The sequence below is a fragment of the Paraburkholderia sp. HD33-4 genome, from assembly GCF_021390635.1.
Taxonomy (GTDB): Bacteria; Pseudomonadota; Gammaproteobacteria; order Burkholderiales; family Burkholderiaceae; genus Paraburkholderia.
The window spans coordinates 2,067,862-2,086,021 of the sequence record NZ_JAJEJS010000001.1 but is presented as its reverse complement, the minus strand read 5'-3'; the positions used below and the strand labels follow the sequence as shown (position 1 = coordinate 2,086,021).

General features: G+C 59.4%; 13 protein-coding genes and 3 pseudogenes. 11 read left to right on the top strand and 5 right to left on the bottom strand.

The genetic code is table 11. From position 1 onward, the window contains the following. The first annotated feature begins 23 nt into the window (after nucleotides 1–23). Nucleotides 24–401, top strand: a complete 378-nt coding sequence (locus tag L0U84_RS09165) for a hypothetical protein (RefSeq protein WP_233849370.1) — start codon at nucleotides 24–26, stop codon at nucleotides 399–401. Between the two features lie 237 nt (nucleotides 402–638). On the opposite strand, the pseudogene L0U84_RS09160 reads toward L0U84_RS09165, so the two are convergent. Then, a pseudogene (locus L0U84_RS09160) lies at nucleotides 639–1,443 on the bottom strand (IS110 family transposase); the annotation flags it as partial. On the opposite strand from L0U84_RS09160, the pseudogene L0U84_RS09155 reads away from it, so the two are divergent. Next, a pseudogene (locus L0U84_RS09155) lies at nucleotides 1,443–1,610 on the top strand (DDE-type integrase/transposase/recombinase); the annotation flags it as partial. The pseudogenes L0U84_RS09160 and L0U84_RS09155 sit on opposite strands and share 1 nt — an antisense overlap. A gap of 4 nt (nucleotides 1,611–1,614) precedes the next feature. Here the strand turns inward: L0U84_RS09155 and L0U84_RS09150 are convergent. Beyond that, the gene (locus L0U84_RS09150) at nucleotides 1,615–2,532 is read right to left on the bottom strand and encodes a LysR family transcriptional regulator (RefSeq protein ID WP_233849369.1); all 918 of its coding nucleotides are present in this window, start codon (nucleotides 2,530–2,532) and stop codon (nucleotides 1,615–1,617) included. Nucleotides 2,533–2,831: 299 nt separating this feature from the next. Here L0U84_RS09150 and mdlC point away from each other — a divergent pair, with 299 nt between their 5' ends. The 9 genes and pseudogenes from mdlC to L0U84_RS09105 all read left to right on the top strand — a co-directional run. Next, nucleotides 2,832–4,442 carry a benzoylformate decarboxylase gene (gene mdlC / locus L0U84_RS09145; protein ID WP_233849367.1) on the top strand — a complete coding sequence of 537 codons (1,611 nt, stop codon included), beginning with the start codon at nucleotides 2,832–2,834 and terminating at the stop codon, nucleotides 4,440–4,442. A 54-nt stretch (nucleotides 4,443–4,496) separates the two neighbouring features. Further along, nucleotides 4,497–5,948, top strand: a complete 1,452-nt coding sequence (locus tag L0U84_RS09140) for an aldehyde dehydrogenase (protein ID WP_233849366.1) — start codon at nucleotides 4,497–4,499, stop codon at nucleotides 5,946–5,948. Between the two features lie 235 nt (nucleotides 5,949–6,183). After that, nucleotides 6,184–7,533 carry an MFS transporter gene (locus L0U84_RS09135; protein WP_233849365.1) on the top strand — a complete coding sequence of 450 codons (1,350 nt, stop codon included), beginning with the start codon at nucleotides 6,184–6,186 and terminating at the stop codon, nucleotides 7,531–7,533. Nucleotides 7,534–7,549: 16 nt separating this feature from the next. After that, on the top strand, nucleotides 7,550–8,710 hold the full coding sequence (locus tag L0U84_RS09130; protein WP_233849364.1) for an alpha-hydroxy-acid oxidizing protein: 1,161 nt from the start codon (nucleotides 7,550–7,552) through the stop codon (nucleotides 8,708–8,710). A 37-nt stretch (nucleotides 8,711–8,747) separates the two neighbouring features. After that, on the top strand, nucleotides 8,748–9,776 hold the full coding sequence (locus tag L0U84_RS09125) for a helix-turn-helix domain-containing protein (protein ID WP_233849363.1): 1,029 nt from the start codon (nucleotides 8,748–8,750) through the stop codon (nucleotides 9,774–9,776). A gap of 398 nt (nucleotides 9,777–10,174) precedes the next feature. Next, nucleotides 10,175–11,251: a carbon-nitrogen hydrolase family protein gene (locus tag L0U84_RS09120; protein WP_233849362.1), complete on the top strand. Its 1,077-nt coding sequence runs from the start codon at nucleotides 10,175–10,177 to the stop codon at nucleotides 11,249–11,251. Nucleotides 11,252–11,323: 72 nt separating this feature from the next. Further along, complete coding sequence (locus L0U84_RS09115; protein WP_233849361.1) at nucleotides 11,324–12,559, top strand: MFS transporter; 1,236 nt, start codon at nucleotides 11,324–11,326, stop codon at nucleotides 12,557–12,559. Nucleotides 12,560–12,798: 239 nt separating this feature from the next. Beyond that, complete coding sequence (locus L0U84_RS09110) at nucleotides 12,799–13,869, top strand: porin (protein WP_233849360.1); 1,071 nt, start codon at nucleotides 12,799–12,801, stop codon at nucleotides 13,867–13,869. A gap of 162 nt (nucleotides 13,870–14,031) precedes the next feature. Further along, nucleotides 14,032–14,185, top strand: a pseudogene (locus tag L0U84_RS09105) (IS6 family transposase); the annotation flags it as partial. A 455-nt stretch (nucleotides 14,186–14,640) separates the two neighbouring features. Here L0U84_RS09105 and L0U84_RS09100 read toward each other — a convergent pair. The 3 genes from L0U84_RS09100 to L0U84_RS09090 are packed head-to-tail and all read right to left on the bottom strand — an operon-like array spanning nucleotide 14,641 to nucleotide 18,128. Continuing rightward, a complete protein-coding gene (locus tag L0U84_RS09100; protein ID WP_326491163.1) occupies nucleotides 14,641–15,633 on the bottom strand; it encodes an NAD(P)H-dependent flavin oxidoreductase in 993 nt (330 codons plus the stop codon). Between the two features lie 49 nt (nucleotides 15,634–15,682). Continuing rightward, a complete protein-coding gene (locus tag L0U84_RS09095) occupies nucleotides 15,683–17,347 on the bottom strand; it encodes an AMP-binding protein (RefSeq protein ID WP_233849358.1) in 1,665 nt (554 codons plus the stop codon). Beyond that, nucleotides 17,340–18,128, bottom strand: a complete 789-nt coding sequence (locus L0U84_RS09090; RefSeq protein ID WP_233849357.1) for an enoyl-CoA hydratase/isomerase family protein — start codon at nucleotides 18,126–18,128, stop codon at nucleotides 17,340–17,342. Before L0U84_RS09090 ends, L0U84_RS09095 begins: the two co-directional genes overlap by 8 nt. Nucleotides 18,129–18,160: the final 32 nt, after the last annotated feature.

Sequence of the window (18,160 nt, the reverse complement as noted above, 5' to 3'; positions counted from 1 at the left end):
CTTTGAAGGTGCGTGTGGGATCGATGGCGCGGAAGGTCAAGGGGGCGACAGCGGGGAAGATCCTGCCGGAGGAGAGCGACGCGAGCGCTTTGAGTGATTTGCGCGACCTCGTCTCGTTTCAGTTGCGTCAGTTGACCAACATCTACACGAAGGGCTCGTCAAGCGAATACGAGCGCAACTTCGGTCTGACGATGAACGAATGGCGATGCATCGCGCTGCTTCATGGGAAGCGCGGCCAGTTGTGGGTCCGCGAGATCGTCCCAACGTCGGCTCCGTTCCCCTCGACCGGAGGTACCGAATGCCCCTTCCGATCCGATACCTGCCCTTGGAATAGCATCGGCTCGACCGGCAGCAACTGGTCGTCAAGACTTATATGGACACCGCCCGGTTTGCCAGATTGATCTTCACGTGATTTTCAAACGAGGTATCGGCTGCGGTCTTATATCAGCCTGTAGTGCAAGCCGAAGCCCGCGGGCCCTGATGGAATACGCCGGGAACATCCTCCTCTCATTCACGCACTTTCAAGCGCAAGTCTTGACTCAGGTTTATGTTCCTGCGGTCCGACCTGTTTCGCCATCACATGTTAGTCAACCTCAGCAACCTCTCGGCACTTCACCTCGTCTTTCGTTGTTTACCTGTTAAGCGGGTTTCACGCTGATGTGATTCTTCTCGTACGTGCTGCCGTGGGCAAGAATGGCCCATTCGGTACGCGCCATCTTGTTGGCAAGAGCCACCGCCGCAACATTGGCCGGTCGTCGCTGCTGGATCGCCTTCTGCCATGGGGTCGGCACTTTTGCGTGATACAGCACCGAGCGGGCGCCGCGGATCAATAGCGTGCGCAGATACACATCACCTCGCCGCGAGATCGATGTCAGTCGGATTTTGCCGCCGGTGCCGCTCTGCCGGGGCACCAGCCCGAGGAACGAGGCAAACTCGCGTCCGGACCTGAACGTTTTTGCATTCCCGATCGTAGCGACTAGCGCGGTCGCGGTGAGTCTTCCGATACATGGCACTTCCGCAATTGCCTGGCATGCGGCTTCCTGCTTGTGCCAGGCGCTTATCTGCTTCTCAAGCTGGTTGATCCTGCTCGATCCCGTCAATGCGTCTCAATTGGTCGTGTAGCCCGTCGAACATGGCTCGCGGCAGCACCTTCTCGAGTTCCGCCATGTGGGCCCGCATCTCATTGAGGCCTGCCACACGTCCTGCCCGGAATGACACACCGAACTCGTAGAGCAGGCCTCGTAACTGGTTTACCTGCATGGTGCGGAACTTGATCAGCAGCGAGCGCATCCGGTGAAGAGCAAGCATCGTTTGCTGGTCTTCCGTCTTTGCCGCTACCGTTCGCATCCCCGGCTGCTGCACCGCCGTCCAGATTGCACGCGCGTCCGCGGCGTCGGTCTTGTTCGTCTGGACAAACGGTCGGATAAACTTTGCGTGCAACAGCTGACGCCATAGCCCCGCGCCCGCTGGATCTGGTCAATCGGCAGTTCAAGGCGGCACGGCCGAACCAGCTCTGGGTTTCGGATTTCACCTACGTTTCGACGTGGCAGGGCTGGCTGTATGTGGCCTTCGTGATCGATGTGTTCGCTCGCCACAACGTAAGCCGTCGCGGCGCTATGCCTGGTCCGATGTGCCGCCCGTAAGGCGCCGCAATTCGTCCAGCAGTTTTGCTGCGGGGGCGGGCAGGATTCCGTCGCGACGCCTGAATGCAGTGAGTGTCCGCGGGGCCTCTAGTCCGTCGATTTTCAGCCGATCAAGAATGCCCGCCGCCTTCTCCATATCGTACATTGGTTCTGACATCCAGGTGATGAACCCTGAACGTGCCACGAGGCTCTTGATGAGCGTCACAGAGCGCGTTTGCACCGCAATTTCGGGGAAGGGGACTCCTGCTGTCGCGAACGTCGATTTCATGTGTGCGTATGGACTGGTCCCCTCTGGTGTCAGGGTCCATTGCTGCGACAGCGTGTCTTCGAGACGAAGCTGGCGCTTGTGTCGCAGGAGATGGTTCGCGGACGCGACGACGTGGCTGTAATCGGTCCAGCGGCAGTCGGCGATGGCTGAAATTTCGTCGGTTTGAACGTCTGATGTTGCGAGTGCGATGTCGATCTCGTGTGTTAAAAGGCCTTCCGCAAGCCTATCCCAAACGCCTTCGTGCGCCTCGACGCGAAGGTTTGGCCATTTCTTCAAAACATTACCCAACGCGACCGGCAGCACGAGAGTCGCAATGCTGGCTACCGCCCCCACTTTGATCACTCCTTTTTTGAGTCCGCGCATTGCATCGAGTTCTTCTTGTGCATTTTCGGCGTCTCGCTGAAGCGACATTGCATGCGGCAGCAACGCCTCGCCTATCGCCGTCAGTTGCATACCCTTGGCATGACGTTCGAACAACGGTGAGCCGACAGTCGATTCAAGTCGTTTGATGGCGCGGCTCAGTGCCGGTTGCGTTAATCCGAGTGTGTTTGCTGCACGTCCCAGACTGCCGCAATCGACGATGGTTGTGAACATGTGCAACTGTTGAAGGCTGAAGCTCATAACGGCGATGGGGACACAAAAAAGGGGCTCTTGGTGCAAGCGTTGCACAGATTACATCCATGTATGGCGTTGGTATTTTCCCTGAGTCGCTCCGGCGGCCGACAGGATGCGAGCGACCGTGAATGCGCGCCAGACAAGGGCAAGCCGGAGTCGAGGCACTGCTCGATCTCCAGCAAGTCATGCCCAAATGTAATGGGCTTTGACTGATTTGGCAATTTTCAAACAACAGTCCAGCTCCCATACTCCGCTCCATCGCAATCACGGTCGGCTAACGAAGGTCGACGCATTTGGATATGTACATGGAGCACAGCACACAGGCCGTTGGCCATCATGGCGCAGCGACGATCACGGTTCGACACGCCGTGATCGATTTGTTGAGGCGACTCGGCATCACGTCCGTTTTCGCCAATCCCGGGTCGACAGAGCTGCCGATGTTTCGGGACTTTCCGGAAGACTTCCGCTATGTCCTCGGCCTCCAGGAGTCTGCCGTCGTGGGCATGGCGGACGGCTACGCGCAAGCGACCGGCAATGCAGCGCTGGTCAATCTGCACTCGGCAGCGGGTGTCGGAAATGCCATGGGGAACATCTTTACCGCTTACAAGAACCGTACCCCACTGATCGTGACGGCAGGGCAGCAAGCTCGTTCGATTCTGCCGTTCGATCCGTTCCTCGCCGCCTCGCAGGCCACCGAGCTGCCCAGGCCGTACGTCAAATGGAGTATCGAGCCGGCACGCGCCGCCGACGTGCCGCTCGCAGTCGCCCGCGCCTATCACATCGCCATGCAGGAGCCGAAGGGTCCCGTTTTCGTGTCGATTCCAGTTGATGATTGGGATCAGCCGGCGGAAATGGTCGAGTCGACGCAGGTGAGCACGCGCGCACGCCCGGAACCCGCGCTGGTTTCGCTTGTCGGCGCGGCGCTCTCCGGTTGCCGCGATCCCGCGTTCGTCGTCGGTGCGGAGGTCGATCGTGCTGGTGCCTGGGACGAGGTGGTCCAGCTCGCCGAGCAGCAAAGCGCCAGCGTGTACGTCGCGCCGATGTCCTCGCGGTGCAGCTTTCCAGAAGATCATCCTCTGTTCGCCGGTTTTCTGCCGGCCATGCGTGAAAAGATCGTTGGCCTACTCGAAGGGCACGACCTGATCCTTGTGCTTGGCGCGCCGGCCTTCTCGTATCACGTGGAAGGCAGAGGTCCCCATGTCCCCGCAGGGGCCACACTGTTCCAGATCATCGACGATCCCGCGACGGCAGCGTGGACGCCCGTCGGGACATCGATCGTGGCCAACCTGAAACTTGGGCTGCGCGACTTGATCGCCGCGTCGGCACCGACCTCGCGTGAGTACCCGGCACCCCGTCGCGCCGCGGAGCGGGCACAGGCAACCGAGGTCATCTCGACGGCTTTCGCGCTGCAAACGCTGGCCGAAGTGCGTAAGGCAAATGATGTGGTGGTCGAGGAGGCCCCGAGCGCGCGGCCGGTCATGCAGCGCTATCTGCCATTCACCCGTGCGCACACGTTCTTCACGATGGCCAGTGGGGGACTGGGTTATGGCATGCCGGCTGCCGTCGGCGTGGCGCTGGCGAAGCCGGAAAATCGGGTCATCGCCCTGATCGGCGACGGGTCAAGCATGTACTCGCCTCAAGCCATCTGGAGCGCCGTGCAGCTTAATTTGCCGATTACCTTCGTCATCCTGAACAACGCTCGCTACGCCGCCTTGCAGGAGTTCGCGCCCGTCTTCGGCTTCGGCCCGACCGATCCCGTACAGGGCACCGATCTGTCCGGACTGGACTTCGTCGCGTTGGCTAAGGGGATGGGGTGCGAGGGCGTTCGGGTTTCACATGCGGGTCATCTGAAAGCCGCGCTGGAGCAAGCGTTGGCGTCGAGCGAGACACGGCTGGTCGAGATCGTCATCAGCTAACCGCTTGTGAATTTTTCTGTCCGTCAGGGCACCTTAATTGAAAGGTAAAGAGGCATGAACCAGGTATCGATGTTGATCAACGGCGAGCGTGTCGACGCGCGTGACGGGGCAACGTTCCAACGCCGAAACCCGCTCGACAACACCGTTGCGAGCACGGCGGCCGCCGCGTCGATCGCCGACGCGAAGGCAGCCGTCGCAGCCGCCGCCAAGGCGTTTCCAAAATGGTCGTCGACGGGGCCGACCGAGCGTCGCGGGCTGTTATACAAGGCGGCAGATGCGCTGCAGGCGCGCGAAGCCGCGTTCGTCAAGGCTATGGCCTCGGAAACCGGCGCATCGCATCTCTGGGCCGCCTTTAACGTCAAGCTGGCAAGCGACGGCCTTCGCGAGGCGGCAGCGCTGACTACGCAAATCGGCGGCGAAGTGATTCCTTCCGATGTTCCCGGCAGCGTCGCACTTGGAGTGCGCCAGGCGGCAGGTGTTGTGCTCGGCATGGCCCCGTGGAACGCACCCGTGATTCTGGGCGTGCGGGCGATCGCTCTGCCGCTGGCATGCGGCAACACGGTTGTACTCAAGGGGTCGGAAATTTGCCCGATGACCCACGGCCTGATCATCGAAGCTCTGCAGGATGCGGGCCTGCCCGCCGGTGTCGTGAACTTTGTGACGAACGCGCCTGAAGATGCGAGCGCTATCGTGGAGGCCATCATCGCCGAGCCCGCCGTGCGACGCGTGAACTTCACCGGATCGACCCGGGTGGGCAAGATCATCGCGATGCAGTGCGCAAAGTATCTCAAGCCGTCGGTGCTCGAATTGGGCGGCAAGGCGCCGCTGCTCGTGCTGCACGACGCTGACATCAATGCCGCCGTCCAGGGCGCGGCGTTCGGCGCGTTCGCCAACTCCGGACAGATCTGCATGTCGACGGAGCGCATTATCGTGGACAACGCGATTGCGGACCAATTCGTAGCGGCGCTCAAGGCCAAGGCGACGAGCCTGCCCCTCGGAGACCCCCGCGAGGGGCCGACCGTCCTGGGCTCAGTCGTCGACATGACGACGGTCACGCGCTGCAATCAACTGATCGACGACGCGCTCGCCAAGGGCGCCACGCTCGTCTGCGGCGGCAAGGCCGACAGCACGCTGGTGCCTGCCACCTTGCTCGACCACGTGACTCCGGAAATGACCATTTATCACGAAGAATCGTTCGGCCCTGTTAAAGCGATTGTCCGGGTCGATGGCGACGATGAGGCCGTCGCGTGCGCGAACGATAACCAGTATGGGCTGTCCGCCGCCGTCTTCAGTCGCGATGTGGCGCGCGCGATGAACGTCGCTGGACGCATCGAGTCCGGCATCTGCCACGTCAACGGTCCGACGGTGCACGACGAGGCGCAGATGCCGTTCGGTGGCGTCAAGGCGAGTGGGTTCGGTCATTTCGGTGGTAAGGCGGGGATTTCCGAGTTCACGGATCTGCGCTGGGTGACCGTGCAGACAACGCCGCGGCATTACCCGTTCTGAGTCCGCACGGCGCTCGATCACTCCAACGGAACAGCGGGAGGCGAGCGAGCGCCGACTGAGGCAGTGGTAGCAAACATAACGATATGGAACCTCGCGTCGGCCGGCCATCGCGCCAAACGGTTGCCATCAAGGAGACAAGCTTGAATATCACCCACCGCATGTCGATGTGCTTTCGAGAACGGGGAGCGTTCCCCGTGCGTAGGTCTACCCTCTCTTTCGCTTCGTGGGGTGCGCAATGAACGATCGAGCGCACCAACTTCCCACGGCGGTGGACATCGGCAACGTGCTGGACGAAGGGCCGTTCTCGACGTTTCAGAAGATCGTCGTATTCCTGGCAGCATTGTCCATCGTGATGGACGGGTTCGACGGTCAACTGATCGGTTTTGCCATTCCCAGTCTGATCAAGGAGTGGGGCATCACACGAAACGCTTTTGCGCCGGCGGTGGCGGCGGGGCTCGTTGGTATGGGCATCGGCAGTGCGTGTGCCGGGCTTTTTGCCGATCGGTTCGGACGACGCTGGGCGGTGATCGGCAGTGTCATGGTGTTCGGCGTCGCCACCAGCTCTGTGGCGCTGTCGCAGGGCGTCATCTCCCTTGCCGCGCTGCGCTTCATCGCGGGTCTGGGCATTGGTGGTGCGCTCCCGAGTTCTACCACGATGACGGCAGAATTCACGCCGGCGCGTCGCCGAACCGTAGCGGTCACTGCAACAATCCTGTGCGTGCCCTTGGGCGGCATGCTCGCCGGATTATTCGCGAACATTGTGATGCCGATGTACGGATGGCGCGGCCTGTTTCTTTTCGGTGGCGCATTGCCGGTGGTGATGTCTGCGCTGTTCTACTTCGCATTGCCAGAGTCGCCGCGCTATCTGGCGCGCCATCCAGCGCGGTGGCCCGAGCTTGGCGGGTTGCTCCACCGCATGTCGCGTGCCGTGAGCACAGACTCGACGTTCACCGATGCGATTGAGCAAAAAGCTGAGAGCCGTGCCGGTATTGGCGCGCTTTTCGTCCCAGGTCAGGCGCGGGACACGCTGGCGATCTGGTTGGCATTCTTCATGAACCTGCTGGCCGTCTATAGTGCATTCAGTTGGCTGCCCACGATGCTCGCAGGCGAGGGGCTTGCCCCGGGCGTCGCAAGTTCGGGGCTGACCGCCTATAACTTGGGCGGTGTTTTCGGCGCACTCGGGTGTGCCATCGCCATTGCCCGTTTCGGATCGCGCTGGCCATTGCTGATCTGCTGTCTGGCGGCTGCCGGCAGCGCGCTGGCCGTGCGAGCCCTTGGCTTCACGGGGCATACGTCGGTGCTGATTTTCGGCATCGGCCTGCACGGACTGTTCGTCAACGCGGTGCAGTCGACGATGTACGCGCTATGTGCCTACGTCTACCCAACGCAGGTGCGTGCAACGGGCACGGCGACGGCGCTGGCTTTCGGCCGGCTTGGCGCGATCCTGAGTGCGTTTGCGGGTGCATTTGTGATTACCGCGGGCGGCGCATCGCTCTATCTGACGATGTTGACTACCGCGATGTTGCTTGTATTCGTTTGCTTGATGGTGGTTCGACGGCACATTCCTCCGGTCAAGAGAGCTTGAAAGACACAAACACCGAATGACGACGAAAATGAAGGGCGTGTTCGACATCGATGACTATCGGGCCAAGGCAAAAAAGCGCCTTCCGGCCATGGTGTTCGACTATCTGGAGGGGGCCGCCGACGACGAGTCTGGACTGGACCACAATCGGGCGGCGTTTCACCGCTGGGAGTTTTGCCCGCGCAGACTGGTGGACGTCAGCGCGCGGGAACAACGGACGCGGCTGCTCGGCAAATCGCTGCCGACCCCCCTAGTAATTGCGCCGACCGGTCTCAATGGCGCGTTTTGGCCGAAGGGCGATCTGGCCTTGGCCAAGGCGGCTGCCACGGCCGGAATACCCTTTGCGTTGTCGACCGCGTCGAACATGTCGATCGAGGAAGTGGCGCGGGAAGTACAGGGCGACCTGTGGTTTCAGCTCTACGTTGTTCACAAGAACCTTGCGAAAAGCTTCGTCGAGCGCGCATGGGCGGCCGAATATTCGACGTTGATCTTGACGACGGATGTCGCCGTCAACGGATTTCGCAAACGGGATTTGCGCAACGGGTTTGCCATGCCGTTCAGGACGAGTGTTCGTGCCGCCTACGACGGCCTCACGCATCCGAAGTGGCTCTGGTCGTACCTCACGAACGGCATGCCGCAACTGCGCAATTTCGCGACCGACACAACCTCGGATACGGCGGCACAAGCGGCGGTATTGCGCCGGGAGATGGACGCAGGATTCGATTGGGACGATCTGAAGCGTTTGCGCGATGCATGGCCGGGCAAGTTGCTGGTCAAGGGCATTCTCACCATCGCGGATGCTACACGCTGCATTGATGCAGGAGCCGATGGCGTCATCCTGTCCAATCACGGTGCACGTCAGCACGCGGGGCTCCCCGTGCCCGCAAACGTCATTGCCGCTGTGCGAGACGCCGTTCCTGCATCGGACCTCATTGTCGACAGCGGTGTGCGCACCGGCGCCGACGTGGTGAAGGCGATCGCCCTGGGCGCGAATGCGGTGATGTTGGGACGGGCGACGCTCTACGGTCTGGCCGCCAACGGCGAGGCCGGGGTTGCGGATGTGCTGGCGATGATCCGGCGCGACATCGATCGCACGCTGGCGCTGATCGGGTGTCCGGCAATTTCGGCGTTGACGCGTGACTTCGTGGCTGAACGGCCCTTCATGGCGGCCGGCAGATGATGGACTTGACGGAGACAATCCGGCGGAGGATTCTGTGATGCATCGCTTGCGATTCGCCACCTCAGCGGAGTCTCTCATTAAACAACCAGCCCCCGAATCCGCTGCCACTCTCGCCGATCGCCTGCAGGCTTGGGCGCATCAGGTTGAGGAAAGCTGCGTGCCGATGGTGTATTCGATGACGTCCGACGGGGCATTCGAGGGAGAGATGCTCGCTGTCGAAAACGGCGGGTTGCACGTCTCGAGGATTGCGGCTGTCGATCATGTCGCGAAGTATCGCCGCAGGGCGATGTCGTCGATCGAGGACGACTATCTGCTCGTCTCGATCCAGTCACGTAACCGATCTGCCATCGAACAGGATGGCCGTATCGCAGTCGTTTATCCCGGCGATATGGTGTTGTTCGATGCTTCGCGCGACTTCGAATGGCATTTCTCCGGGGAACACTATACCGTTCGATTTCCTCGTCAGTTGCTGACGGGGCTAGCGCCGTTGAGCCGTCAACATACTGCGGTCCGTATCCCCGGTGGGGGCGGCATTCGGCGCATCGCCACAGAGCACGTGGCAACGGTTCATCGTGAGCTGTTACTCGAGCCGACGTGCGGGGAGGCCCGCGCCGGTTTGGCGGGGGTGACGGCACACCTTGTGGCCGTGGCCTTGGCCGACTTTTTCAACCGGATGCCGACCGCGGACACCAACCTGAAGACGATGCACATGCTTCGGGCGCGTCGTTTCATCGATGAGCATTTGCGCGACCCGGAGCTGAATCCTGATCGAGTGGCCGCCGCACTCGGGTTGTCGAGTCGCTATCTGTATCGTTTGTTCTCTCACGAGCACGAGTCGATGAGCGAGCGGATCATTACCGGTCGGCTGGACGGTTGTGCCGCGTGGTTGCGTCAACCGGCCTACGCACATTTGTCCATCACCGAAATCGCGATGACATGGGGATTCAATGACCCCTCGCACTTCAGTCGCGCGTTCCGGCGCCATACTGGGGTTTCCGCTAGAGAATACCGGCGACTAAGTGGCGTAGGTGCGCGCGTTCATAGCCTTGGATGCGTGGCCATCTGACGTCGGATCGCTGTTCTTGTCTGACGTAAGTCTCGGCGCGCTTTCTCACCCGAAAACGTTCCGACGACGATCTCCTGGGAGATCTTGCCATCCGTAATCTGCCAGCCGTCGGCGGTACCGACGCGTGCATGCAGTTCGGCTCAGATGCGGTCGTCCGACCAGGCATCGACCCTATCCTTCGAATCCCACTGGGAATACGTGCGCGCACGCCCGGCGAACGTGTGCTGCCGACGCCGGTGCTGCGTCGGCTGTGACACTGGTATGTGGTTATAGGCTCAACTCCAGGGGCAGTCGCAGTCAAGTTCGGGTTCAGCTTCAATCAAGCAACGCGAATATTGCGGCCCGACACTTTCCGTGAAACGCGTTTGAAGTAGGCGAGAGCCGATTGGAGCAGAGACATGACACTTAAACACCCACGCTTTAAGGCCGCCGTTGTTCAGGCGGCGCCCGCCTTCCTGGATCTTCAGGCTGGTATCGAAAAGTCGATCCGACTCATCGAGGAAGCGGCGAACAAAGGTGCAAGCCTCATCGCATTCCCTGAGGTTTGGTTGCCCGGTTACCCCTTCTACGTATGGCTTGGTACTCCCGCGTGGTACATGCAAGAGGGGTACGTTCAGCGATATTTTGACAATTCACTCAGCTTTGACAGTCCAGAGGCTGAACAGCTCCGGGAGGCCGCTCGCGCGCACTCGATCACTGTCGTCATGGGTTTGTCAGAGCGCGCTGGGCGATCCCTGTATATCTCTCAATGGTTAATCGGGCCGGATGGCGAGACGCTTCTTCAGCGCCGCAAGCTAAAGCCTACTCATCTGGAAAGAACCGTTTTTGGAGACGGATCTGGGGAAGGGCTAACCGTTGTTGATTCACCCTTGGGTCGGATCGGTGCCTTGTGCTGCGCTGAGCATGTACAGCCACTAACAAAAGCCGCGATGTTTGCTCAAGATGAACAGATACATGTCGCGGCATGGCCCAGCTTTTCACTTTACGATTTTGCGAGCGCCTTGAGTTACCAGGTCAACAACGCAGTGACACGGACCTACGCTGTAGAAGGCGGCTGCTTTGTCCTCGCACCCTCGGCAGTTGTAAGTCAACAAATGGTTGACCTTCTTTGCGATACCCCCGAGCGGCGAAATTTGCTGAAAGCGGGCGGGGGGCATACCGTAGGTTATGGCCCCGACGGTGCAGAACTCTTCGAGAAGTTGCCGCCCGACGGTGAGGGCATCCTCTTCGCCGAAATCGATTTGTCGCTCCAGTCGCTCTCGAAAGCAGTGTTTGATCCGGCAGGACACTACGCACGACCCGACGTCGTCCGACTTGTGCTTGACAGACGTCGCCGCGCACCAATGCACGAGTTACGCGACAGAAGCCATGAGGCGGAGATTGGTGACCTATCGGCAGCAAGATGGTCAAGTAACATCGAATCGATTGACGGTGAGGTAATTCACTCGGTCGATCCACCCGCGAACGATCTCTAATCTCATGTAAAGGTAGCTGGTCTCTGGAAAGAGACCGTAGATGCTGGATCGATTAATATATAGGAATACGAAATGAAACCAGAAAAAGACGCTGGATACGAGTGGTCAATTGTGGTTCTTCTGGCTGTTTTATTCGGCATCGTCGGGTTGGATAGGCTCGTTATCGTCTATCTCTTCCCGGTGCTGATGCCTGAGCTTGGACTGAATAATACTCAGGCGGGCGCCATTGCATCAGTCCTTGCGTTGACGTGGGCGATATCGACGTGGGTGCTGGGCAGTCTTTCCGATCGATTCGGTCGGAAGAAGATTCTCATTGGATCTGCCGCCTTCTTCTCACTGATGACTTCCTTTACTGGCGTCGCAAAATCTTTCTACAGCATGTTGGCTGTGCGCGGACTTCTTGGGATCGGAGAAGGTGGTGTCTTTAGTACCAGTGTTGCAAAGATCGATGAAATTTCCACGCCACGAAAGCGGGGACTGAATCTGGGTATTCACCAATCATTCTTCCCGCTACTTGGAATTGGCTTGGGTCCAATCATCGCTACTCAGCTGATTCTTCACATGAGGTGGGAGGCGGTCTTTTTCGTGTTGGGAATTCCGGGAATTATTCTAACGATGATTCTCGCGAAGATAATGCGCAACACCCCGCCTCGATCGGTACAAGCTAACCAGCTGAACGATAAAGGCAGCGCAATTGCAGTGCTGAAGTTCCGGAACGTATGGCTAACGACGCTGATCGGCTCGCTGTTCCAGACCGGACTGTTCGTTTTCTCCACGTTTGTCGCTCTCTACCTGACGAAGGTTGCCGGCCTTCCACTTAGCGTCGTCGGCTTGATCATCTCCGGCTGGGGTTTCGGTGGCTTCCTCGGCATGATCATCGTGCCCGCAATTTCAGATCGCGTCGGCCGCCGGATTGTGCTCGTTCTGTCGGCAGCACTGTATGGTGTCTTGATGCTTGCCTTCGTCGTGGCTGAGGCGGCACCGATTGCAAAGTTCGCAAATCTCTTCGCAGCCGGCTTTGTCGGATTTGGCATTGCACCCCTGTTTCTCGCTGTGATCCCGTGTGAGTCTGTTCCGCCGCGGTTGACCGGCTCGGCAGTTGGCGTTCCGACGGCAGTAAGTGAACTCGTCGGTGGGGTGTTGATGCCAGTTGTGGCAGGCGGTCTTGCTGACAAGTTTGGTTTGACCTATCCGATGCTCATCGTCGGCGTTGTCTCCATATTAAGCGCGCTTGTGGGCCTATTCCTCAAAGAAACGTGTCCTGGTCGCCGCGGAGAGATTGAGGCTCGGCGAGTAGAGGTCGTCTAAGCCTAATGTAGACCGGGGCTGAGTTCTCGCTCAAGCCTGGAATCATTTCACGGTAGTGTTCATCGCGGGGTGCCACGGAAAGGCGGTTGATCCGCTTGAGGTAGCCAAGCCAGTCAGCGCGCGTCACAACGCGTCGAGCATCGAGATGTTTCTGTGGTGATTCTCGCCAAGCGAAAATTGAATCGAGAAAATTAGTACTACTATTTTTATAAATATATTTATAAGGGCAGGAGATCTTTATGAAAAGGTTGTATGTTGTCAGGCCAGCAATCGCCGTCTCCGCTGGGTTTATTTTTTCTGCCGGAGCGCACGCGCAGAGTAGCGTTTCGCTGTATGGCATTGTCGACTCTGGTTTAATTTATTTGAACAAAACCAGCGGAAACAGTGGAAAGTTGGTCAGTTTTAATGATAGTGGCAATCTTCCGTCACTATTCGGAATGACTGGATCTGACGACCTTGGCGGTGGGCTCTCGGCCGAGTTCAAGCTTGAAAGCGGTATCGACACTGCCAATGGCGGCTATAACAACTCGAACGGCAACCTTTTCGGCCGCAACGCATGGGTCGGAATGAAAGGCGGCTTTGGCGAAGTCCGCGCCGGCTTGCAGCAATCTCCGTATTTCATGTCGTTGATTGCACAGGACCCGCGACACCTGTCAAACTTTGGCAGTTCCATCCTAATTCTCGCCAATGCCGCTGGTGCAACCAGTATTTTCAACCCCAATGCCATATCGTATACAAGCCCGAAACTCGCCGGGTTTCAAGGTAGCGCAATGTACGCATTGGGCGGCGTGGCAGGCAATTTTCAGTCCGGCCGTCAATACTCCGCCAGTCTGAGCTACACCTTGAGCGGGCTCGCCATCAATGCAGCCTATTACAATGGCAACCCTGGTGGCAACGTGTCGACTACGCCGCCCACGACCGTGGGATTCGAAGGCAAGTTGATTGGCGCAACGTACACGATCGGCTCGTTGATCGTGAAGGGTTCGTATGAAAAGATCAAGGTTGGCGGCGGGGCTAACAACGACGTGTACGGCGGCGGTGCCGACTACATGCTCCGCCCGAATATCGACTTGAATGCCGGCGTCTGGTATGTCGACAACCGCGCAGTGTCCGGCAGCCATTCGTTGTTAGGGGCGATCGGCGCGTACTACTTCGTCTCGAAGCGCACGTCCGTTTACGCCCAATTCGGCATGGTCAACAACCACGGTGCGCAGGATCTGGGTCTTTCGATTAGCCAGGGACCAACTACCTTGCACGCCGCCACAGGGACAACTACGGGTGCCTCAGTCGGAATCTCCCACACGTTCTAGCCTGACTTTTTGACGAGGCGGCGCGCGAGTGAGGAAGAAGTCGTATGCCGAGTTGCGCGTCGGCGGACTTGGAGAAAGTCAATCCTCCGAGAGGCCATATGTCGGCTTTGTCGCAGTAAACGGGTATCATGCGCCCTGAGGATACGAACGATTGGATACTTGATGACGACGCTGAATCCAGCCTTGGCGCGGATGCTCAAGCGCTTGCACTCCGCTCGACGTGATCCTGACGTGCGTTCGATGGTATGTAGCGTGTCCGCTGAGCCTTCGGCACCTGGAGGAGATGATGGCGGAGCGAGGAATCTCGGTCGATCACTTTCTGATATGACGGCGGGACTCGGTAAGGTGGTTCATGACTACCTTGGATGAACATCGGGATGCGGGAGTCATGCGATGGGCTCACCAAACTCCCGCCGAGTCGCGGCTAATCGGAGAGGATTCGTCCGGTGGCGAGGCACGCTGGATCCGACCCGCGTCCCGTGATTTCAGTCTGGCCGGTGAAGGTTAAGAGAAGGTTAGCCCGTGCTACGGGCGGAAGCTGCATTAGGGCTACTGTTGCATGCGATGGCGTTTGGTGCCGGTCGTAGCGTATTTTGCACCACGAGCTCCGCATACATTTAATACCGACATCCTCGTTTGATACAGGCGTGTAGATCAAACTGAAAAGCGTCACGGCGCGTTGCGCATGATCCAGGTCGATCAATGAGAATACACCACTAACGGCGAAAAATATCGGGCTCGGATGGACCATCCGAGCGTGCTTCTGATCGATCAGCCGACCAGTCGGCTGACGGCCTCCCGATACTCTTCGACGATCCGCTCGACGACCTCGGCCGCACCCGGAAGATCGCGAATCAATCCCGCCGATTGGCCAATTTCGACCTTGCCGCGTTCAATATCGCCGTCAAGGGCAGCCTGACGCAGTGTGCTGCTCGCGAAAAGTGCGTCATATGCCGAATCATCGGGCTCGTGCTTATCCGCATGCAATACATCCTGCGCGAAGGCGTTCTTCGTCATCCGCACCGGCAGTTTGCGGACACCGACGAGCACTGTACCGTCTATGTCAGTGTCGAGCACGGCTTGCTTGTAGTTCTCGTGCACGCCCGATTCGCGCGTCGCGATAAATCGCGTTCCTAGTTGCACGGCGTCCGCACCCAGCGCGAGCAAGGCCGCCACGCCGAAGCCGTCCGCGACACCGCCGCCCGCGACGATCGGCAGGGAAAACTCCTGCACGGCCCGTCGCACTGCGATCAGTGTGCTGACGCCGTTTGCGGGTGGGTGGCCGCCTGCTTCGGCGCCCACGACGACGAGCGCATCGACACCCGCTGCTGCCGCCTTGCGCGCATGCTCGAGCGTGGAAGTGACGTGAATCCAGCGTGTACCGATGCTTTGAAAGCGCTCGAGATGCGCCTTCGGGCCGCCTTGCGAAGCGAACACCACTGGTACGCGTTCTTCCTCGATCACATCGAGAAACAGTTCCGCTTGTGGTCGGTAGAGTGGAATATTTACGCCGAACGCGCGACCGTTGGTCGCCGCCTTGAGTTCGCGCACAGCATCGCGGAAGGCGTCGAGATACATCGGGCCTGCCGCTATCACGCCAAGGCCGCCCGCGTTGCTGACGGCGGCGGGCAGTGCCGCGTTCGATGACGCCCAACTCATGCCCGCCTGGATTATCGGATAGCGGATGTTCAGCATCCGGGTGAGTCGGGTGGCGATCATTGTGATTTCCTTTGATTGGACGCGTTCAAACCTGGACGAGGGCACGACAAAATCGTTGCACAGCGCCGTTCGTCAACACCGGCGCCGCGTGTAGTCAGGCGAGTCCAAATTCGCGAATAGCGTAGTCGCGCAATTTGTTCTTCTGGACCTTCGAGCTCCCAGTCATGCCAATGTCGTCAAACGATGTCACCAGTTGCAAATAGCGCGGCACCTTGAAGTTCGCGCACCGGCTCTTGCACCATGCGATGAGATCTTCGCTTGTCGCATGGGTGCCTGGGCGCAGCACGACGAAGGCCGCCGCTACTTCACCCAGACGTGCGTCGGGTACGCCGACGACTTGCGCAAGTTGCACAGCGGGATGCGAAAACAACGTCTCCTCGACTTCGGCCGGAGCGACATTCTCACCGCCGACGCGGAACACATCCTTCAGGCGCCCGAGCATGCGCATGCGGCCGTCGGCATCAATGACACCGAGGTCGCCCGTGCGCAGCCAGCCGTCTTCGCTGAATGCTTTCGCAGTTTCCTCGGGTTTGCTGTAGTAACCCTTCATCACGCTCCAGCCGCGCACCTGAATTTCTCCAGGCGCATTGACGGGTTGTACTTCGCCCGTTTCCGTCGATACGGTTCGTATATCGATTCCCGGATGAGGCGATGCCCAGCCAGCGACGCGAATCTCGAGCGGATCACGCCAATCATTAAGCACCACATTCGGCGAGGCCTCTGATTGGCCGTATGCGCCAACCATGTATTTCACGCCCATCACATCGTGGATCTTTTGCATGATCTCCGGACCAGCCGCCGCCCAGCCGCCGCGCAAATGAATGCGTTCACGCTTGAATTCAGGGTGCCCCATGATCATCAAAAAGATGGTGTCGTTGCCGCTTGTCAGCGTGCAGCGCTCAACGTCGAGAATCGTGAGCACATTCGATACATCGAATGACGGCACGGACAGCAGGCACGCGCCTGTGACCAGCGCGACGAGCAGCGACATGGTCGTACCCGCGACATGGAAGAACGGCCGCACGCTGAAATAGCGGTCGTCGCTGCGTACGCCGATGCGCATCGCGGACGCTGCTGCGTTCATCAGCATGTTTCGATGGCGCAGTAGCACCCCTTTGGGAAACGATGTCGTGCCTGACGTGTACTGGATCAGCAAAATGTCGTCTGGGCTCACGCGTTGCGCACGATCCGCGGCTTGGGCGCGCAACTCGTCCGTGTCATGCAAGGTCTCGAAGCGCTCGACACCTGCGGGAATTGGGCGATCTGTATCGCCAACCAGAATAGCGCGACGCAGGATCGGCAGTATGCCGCCGGGGAGCTTCGCATCGAACGCGGGTTCGACCTTGCGCAGCAATTGCGTGTAGTCGATATTCAAGAACCTGTCAACGTAGAAGAGGACGCGTACGTCGCCTTGCTTGAGGCAATAGTTCAACTCGTCGAGCTTGAAGCGTGTATTGACCGGTACCGTCACCGCGCCGATGGACGCTGCCGCATAAAACAGTACGACCCAGTCGACCGAGTTGCCCATCAATATGCCGACATGCTCGCCGTGCTGCACACCCGCCGCGATCATACGCGCGGCGGTGCTTTGCACGCGTTCGTGGAGCGTACTGTAGTCGATGCGCACATCGTCGATGACGAGCGCTTCCGCGTTTGGGGTGTCATTCGCGCGTTGCGCAAGAATCGCGGGTAGCGTGACCAGACCAGGAAGGCCGAACTGCCGCGCGTATTCGAGGTAGTCCACATTGGCGTCATGCATGGTCATTTTCCCTGGATTGAGCGCTGGTGTTGCTACCCTGGCCGAACGTCGAAATGGATTGCTTCCAGTCCGACGTTTGCAGGAGCGTGTCGATCGCGAGCATCTCGATTGCGAGCGCGCCTGCCGGATCAGTCTCTACACCGCGATCGATGCAATCGCGTGTCAGGCGCATCGCGAGCGTCGGAGCGGAAGCAATCTCGCTCGCCATCTGGCGCACGGCGCTCAACGCGTCGTTGGCATCGACGATGCGCGACACGAGCCCAACCTGTTGCGCTTCCTTTGCAGACAGCGTGCGTCCTGTGTAGGCCATGTCCTTGGCGAGCCGCTTGCCGACGATGCGCGGCAAGCGCTGCGTCGCCCCAACGGTGCCCCACAGTGCTTCCGGCGTCCGGAAGTTTGCATTGTCGGTCGCGACAATGAAGTCGCACGCCATTGCAATCTCGCCGCCCGAACCAACCGCCGCACCTTCAACGAGCGCGATACACGGCTTGCCGATCTTTTCGAGTGCGTCATAGGCGGCAAATGCCTTCAGCCGCCGCGCGCGGACATCGTCGACTGACATGCCTTTGCGCTCCTTCAAATCCGCGCCTGCGCAGAATACCGGACCGTTCGCTCGCACGATGATGCAATGAACTGAATCGTCATCGCGCAAAACGACAGCTGCGGCGCGCAAGGCATCGCACATTGCTGCGTTGAGCGCATTGCGCTGCTCGGGCCGGTTCAGGACGATTTCGGCGACGTGCTCGCGCCGCTCGACGATTAGCGTTTCAATATCTGTCATCGTTGTCTCTTCCAATATGTGTTCCGACGTCT

Excerpts from the sequence above, each read along its gene's own strand:
- L0U84_RS09140 (WP_233849366.1), top strand. The coding sequence starts at position 4,497 with ATGAACCAGGTATCGATGTTGATCAACGGCGAGCGTGTCGACGCGCGT.
- L0U84_RS09150 (WP_233849369.1), bottom strand. The coding sequence starts at position 2,532 with ATGAGCTTCAGCCTTCAACAGTTGCACATGTTCACAACCATCGTCGAT.
- L0U84_RS09110 (WP_233849360.1), top strand. The coding sequence starts at position 12,799 with ATGAAAAGGTTGTATGTTGTCAGGCCAGCAATCGCCGTCTCCGCTGGG.
- L0U84_RS09165 (WP_233849370.1), top strand. The coding sequence starts at position 24 with ATGGCGCGGAAGGTCAAGGGGGCGACAGCGGGGAAGATCCTGCCGGAG.
- L0U84_RS09125 (WP_233849363.1), top strand. The coding sequence starts at position 8,748 with ATGCATCGCTTGCGATTCGCCACCTCAGCGGAGTCTCTCATTAAACAA.
- L0U84_RS09120 (WP_233849362.1), top strand. The coding sequence starts at position 10,175 with ATGACACTTAAACACCCACGCTTTAAGGCCGCCGTTGTTCAGGCGGCG.
- L0U84_RS09095 (WP_233849358.1), bottom strand. The coding sequence starts at position 17,347 with ATGCATGACGCCAATGTGGACTACCTCGAATACGCGCGGCAGTTCGGC.
- L0U84_RS09115 (WP_233849361.1), top strand. The coding sequence starts at position 11,324 with ATGAAACCAGAAAAAGACGCTGGATACGAGTGGTCAATTGTGGTTCTT.
- L0U84_RS09130 (WP_233849364.1), top strand. The coding sequence starts at position 7,550 with ATGACGACGAAAATGAAGGGCGTGTTCGACATCGATGACTATCGGGCC.
- L0U84_RS09090 (WP_233849357.1), bottom strand. The coding sequence starts at position 18,128 with ATGACAGATATTGAAACGCTAATCGTCGAGCGGCGCGAGCACGTCGCC.
- mdlC (WP_233849367.1), top strand. The coding sequence starts at position 2,832 with ATGGAGCACAGCACACAGGCCGTTGGCCATCATGGCGCAGCGACGATC.
- L0U84_RS09135 (WP_233849365.1), top strand. The coding sequence starts at position 6,184 with ATGAACGATCGAGCGCACCAACTTCCCACGGCGGTGGACATCGGCAAC.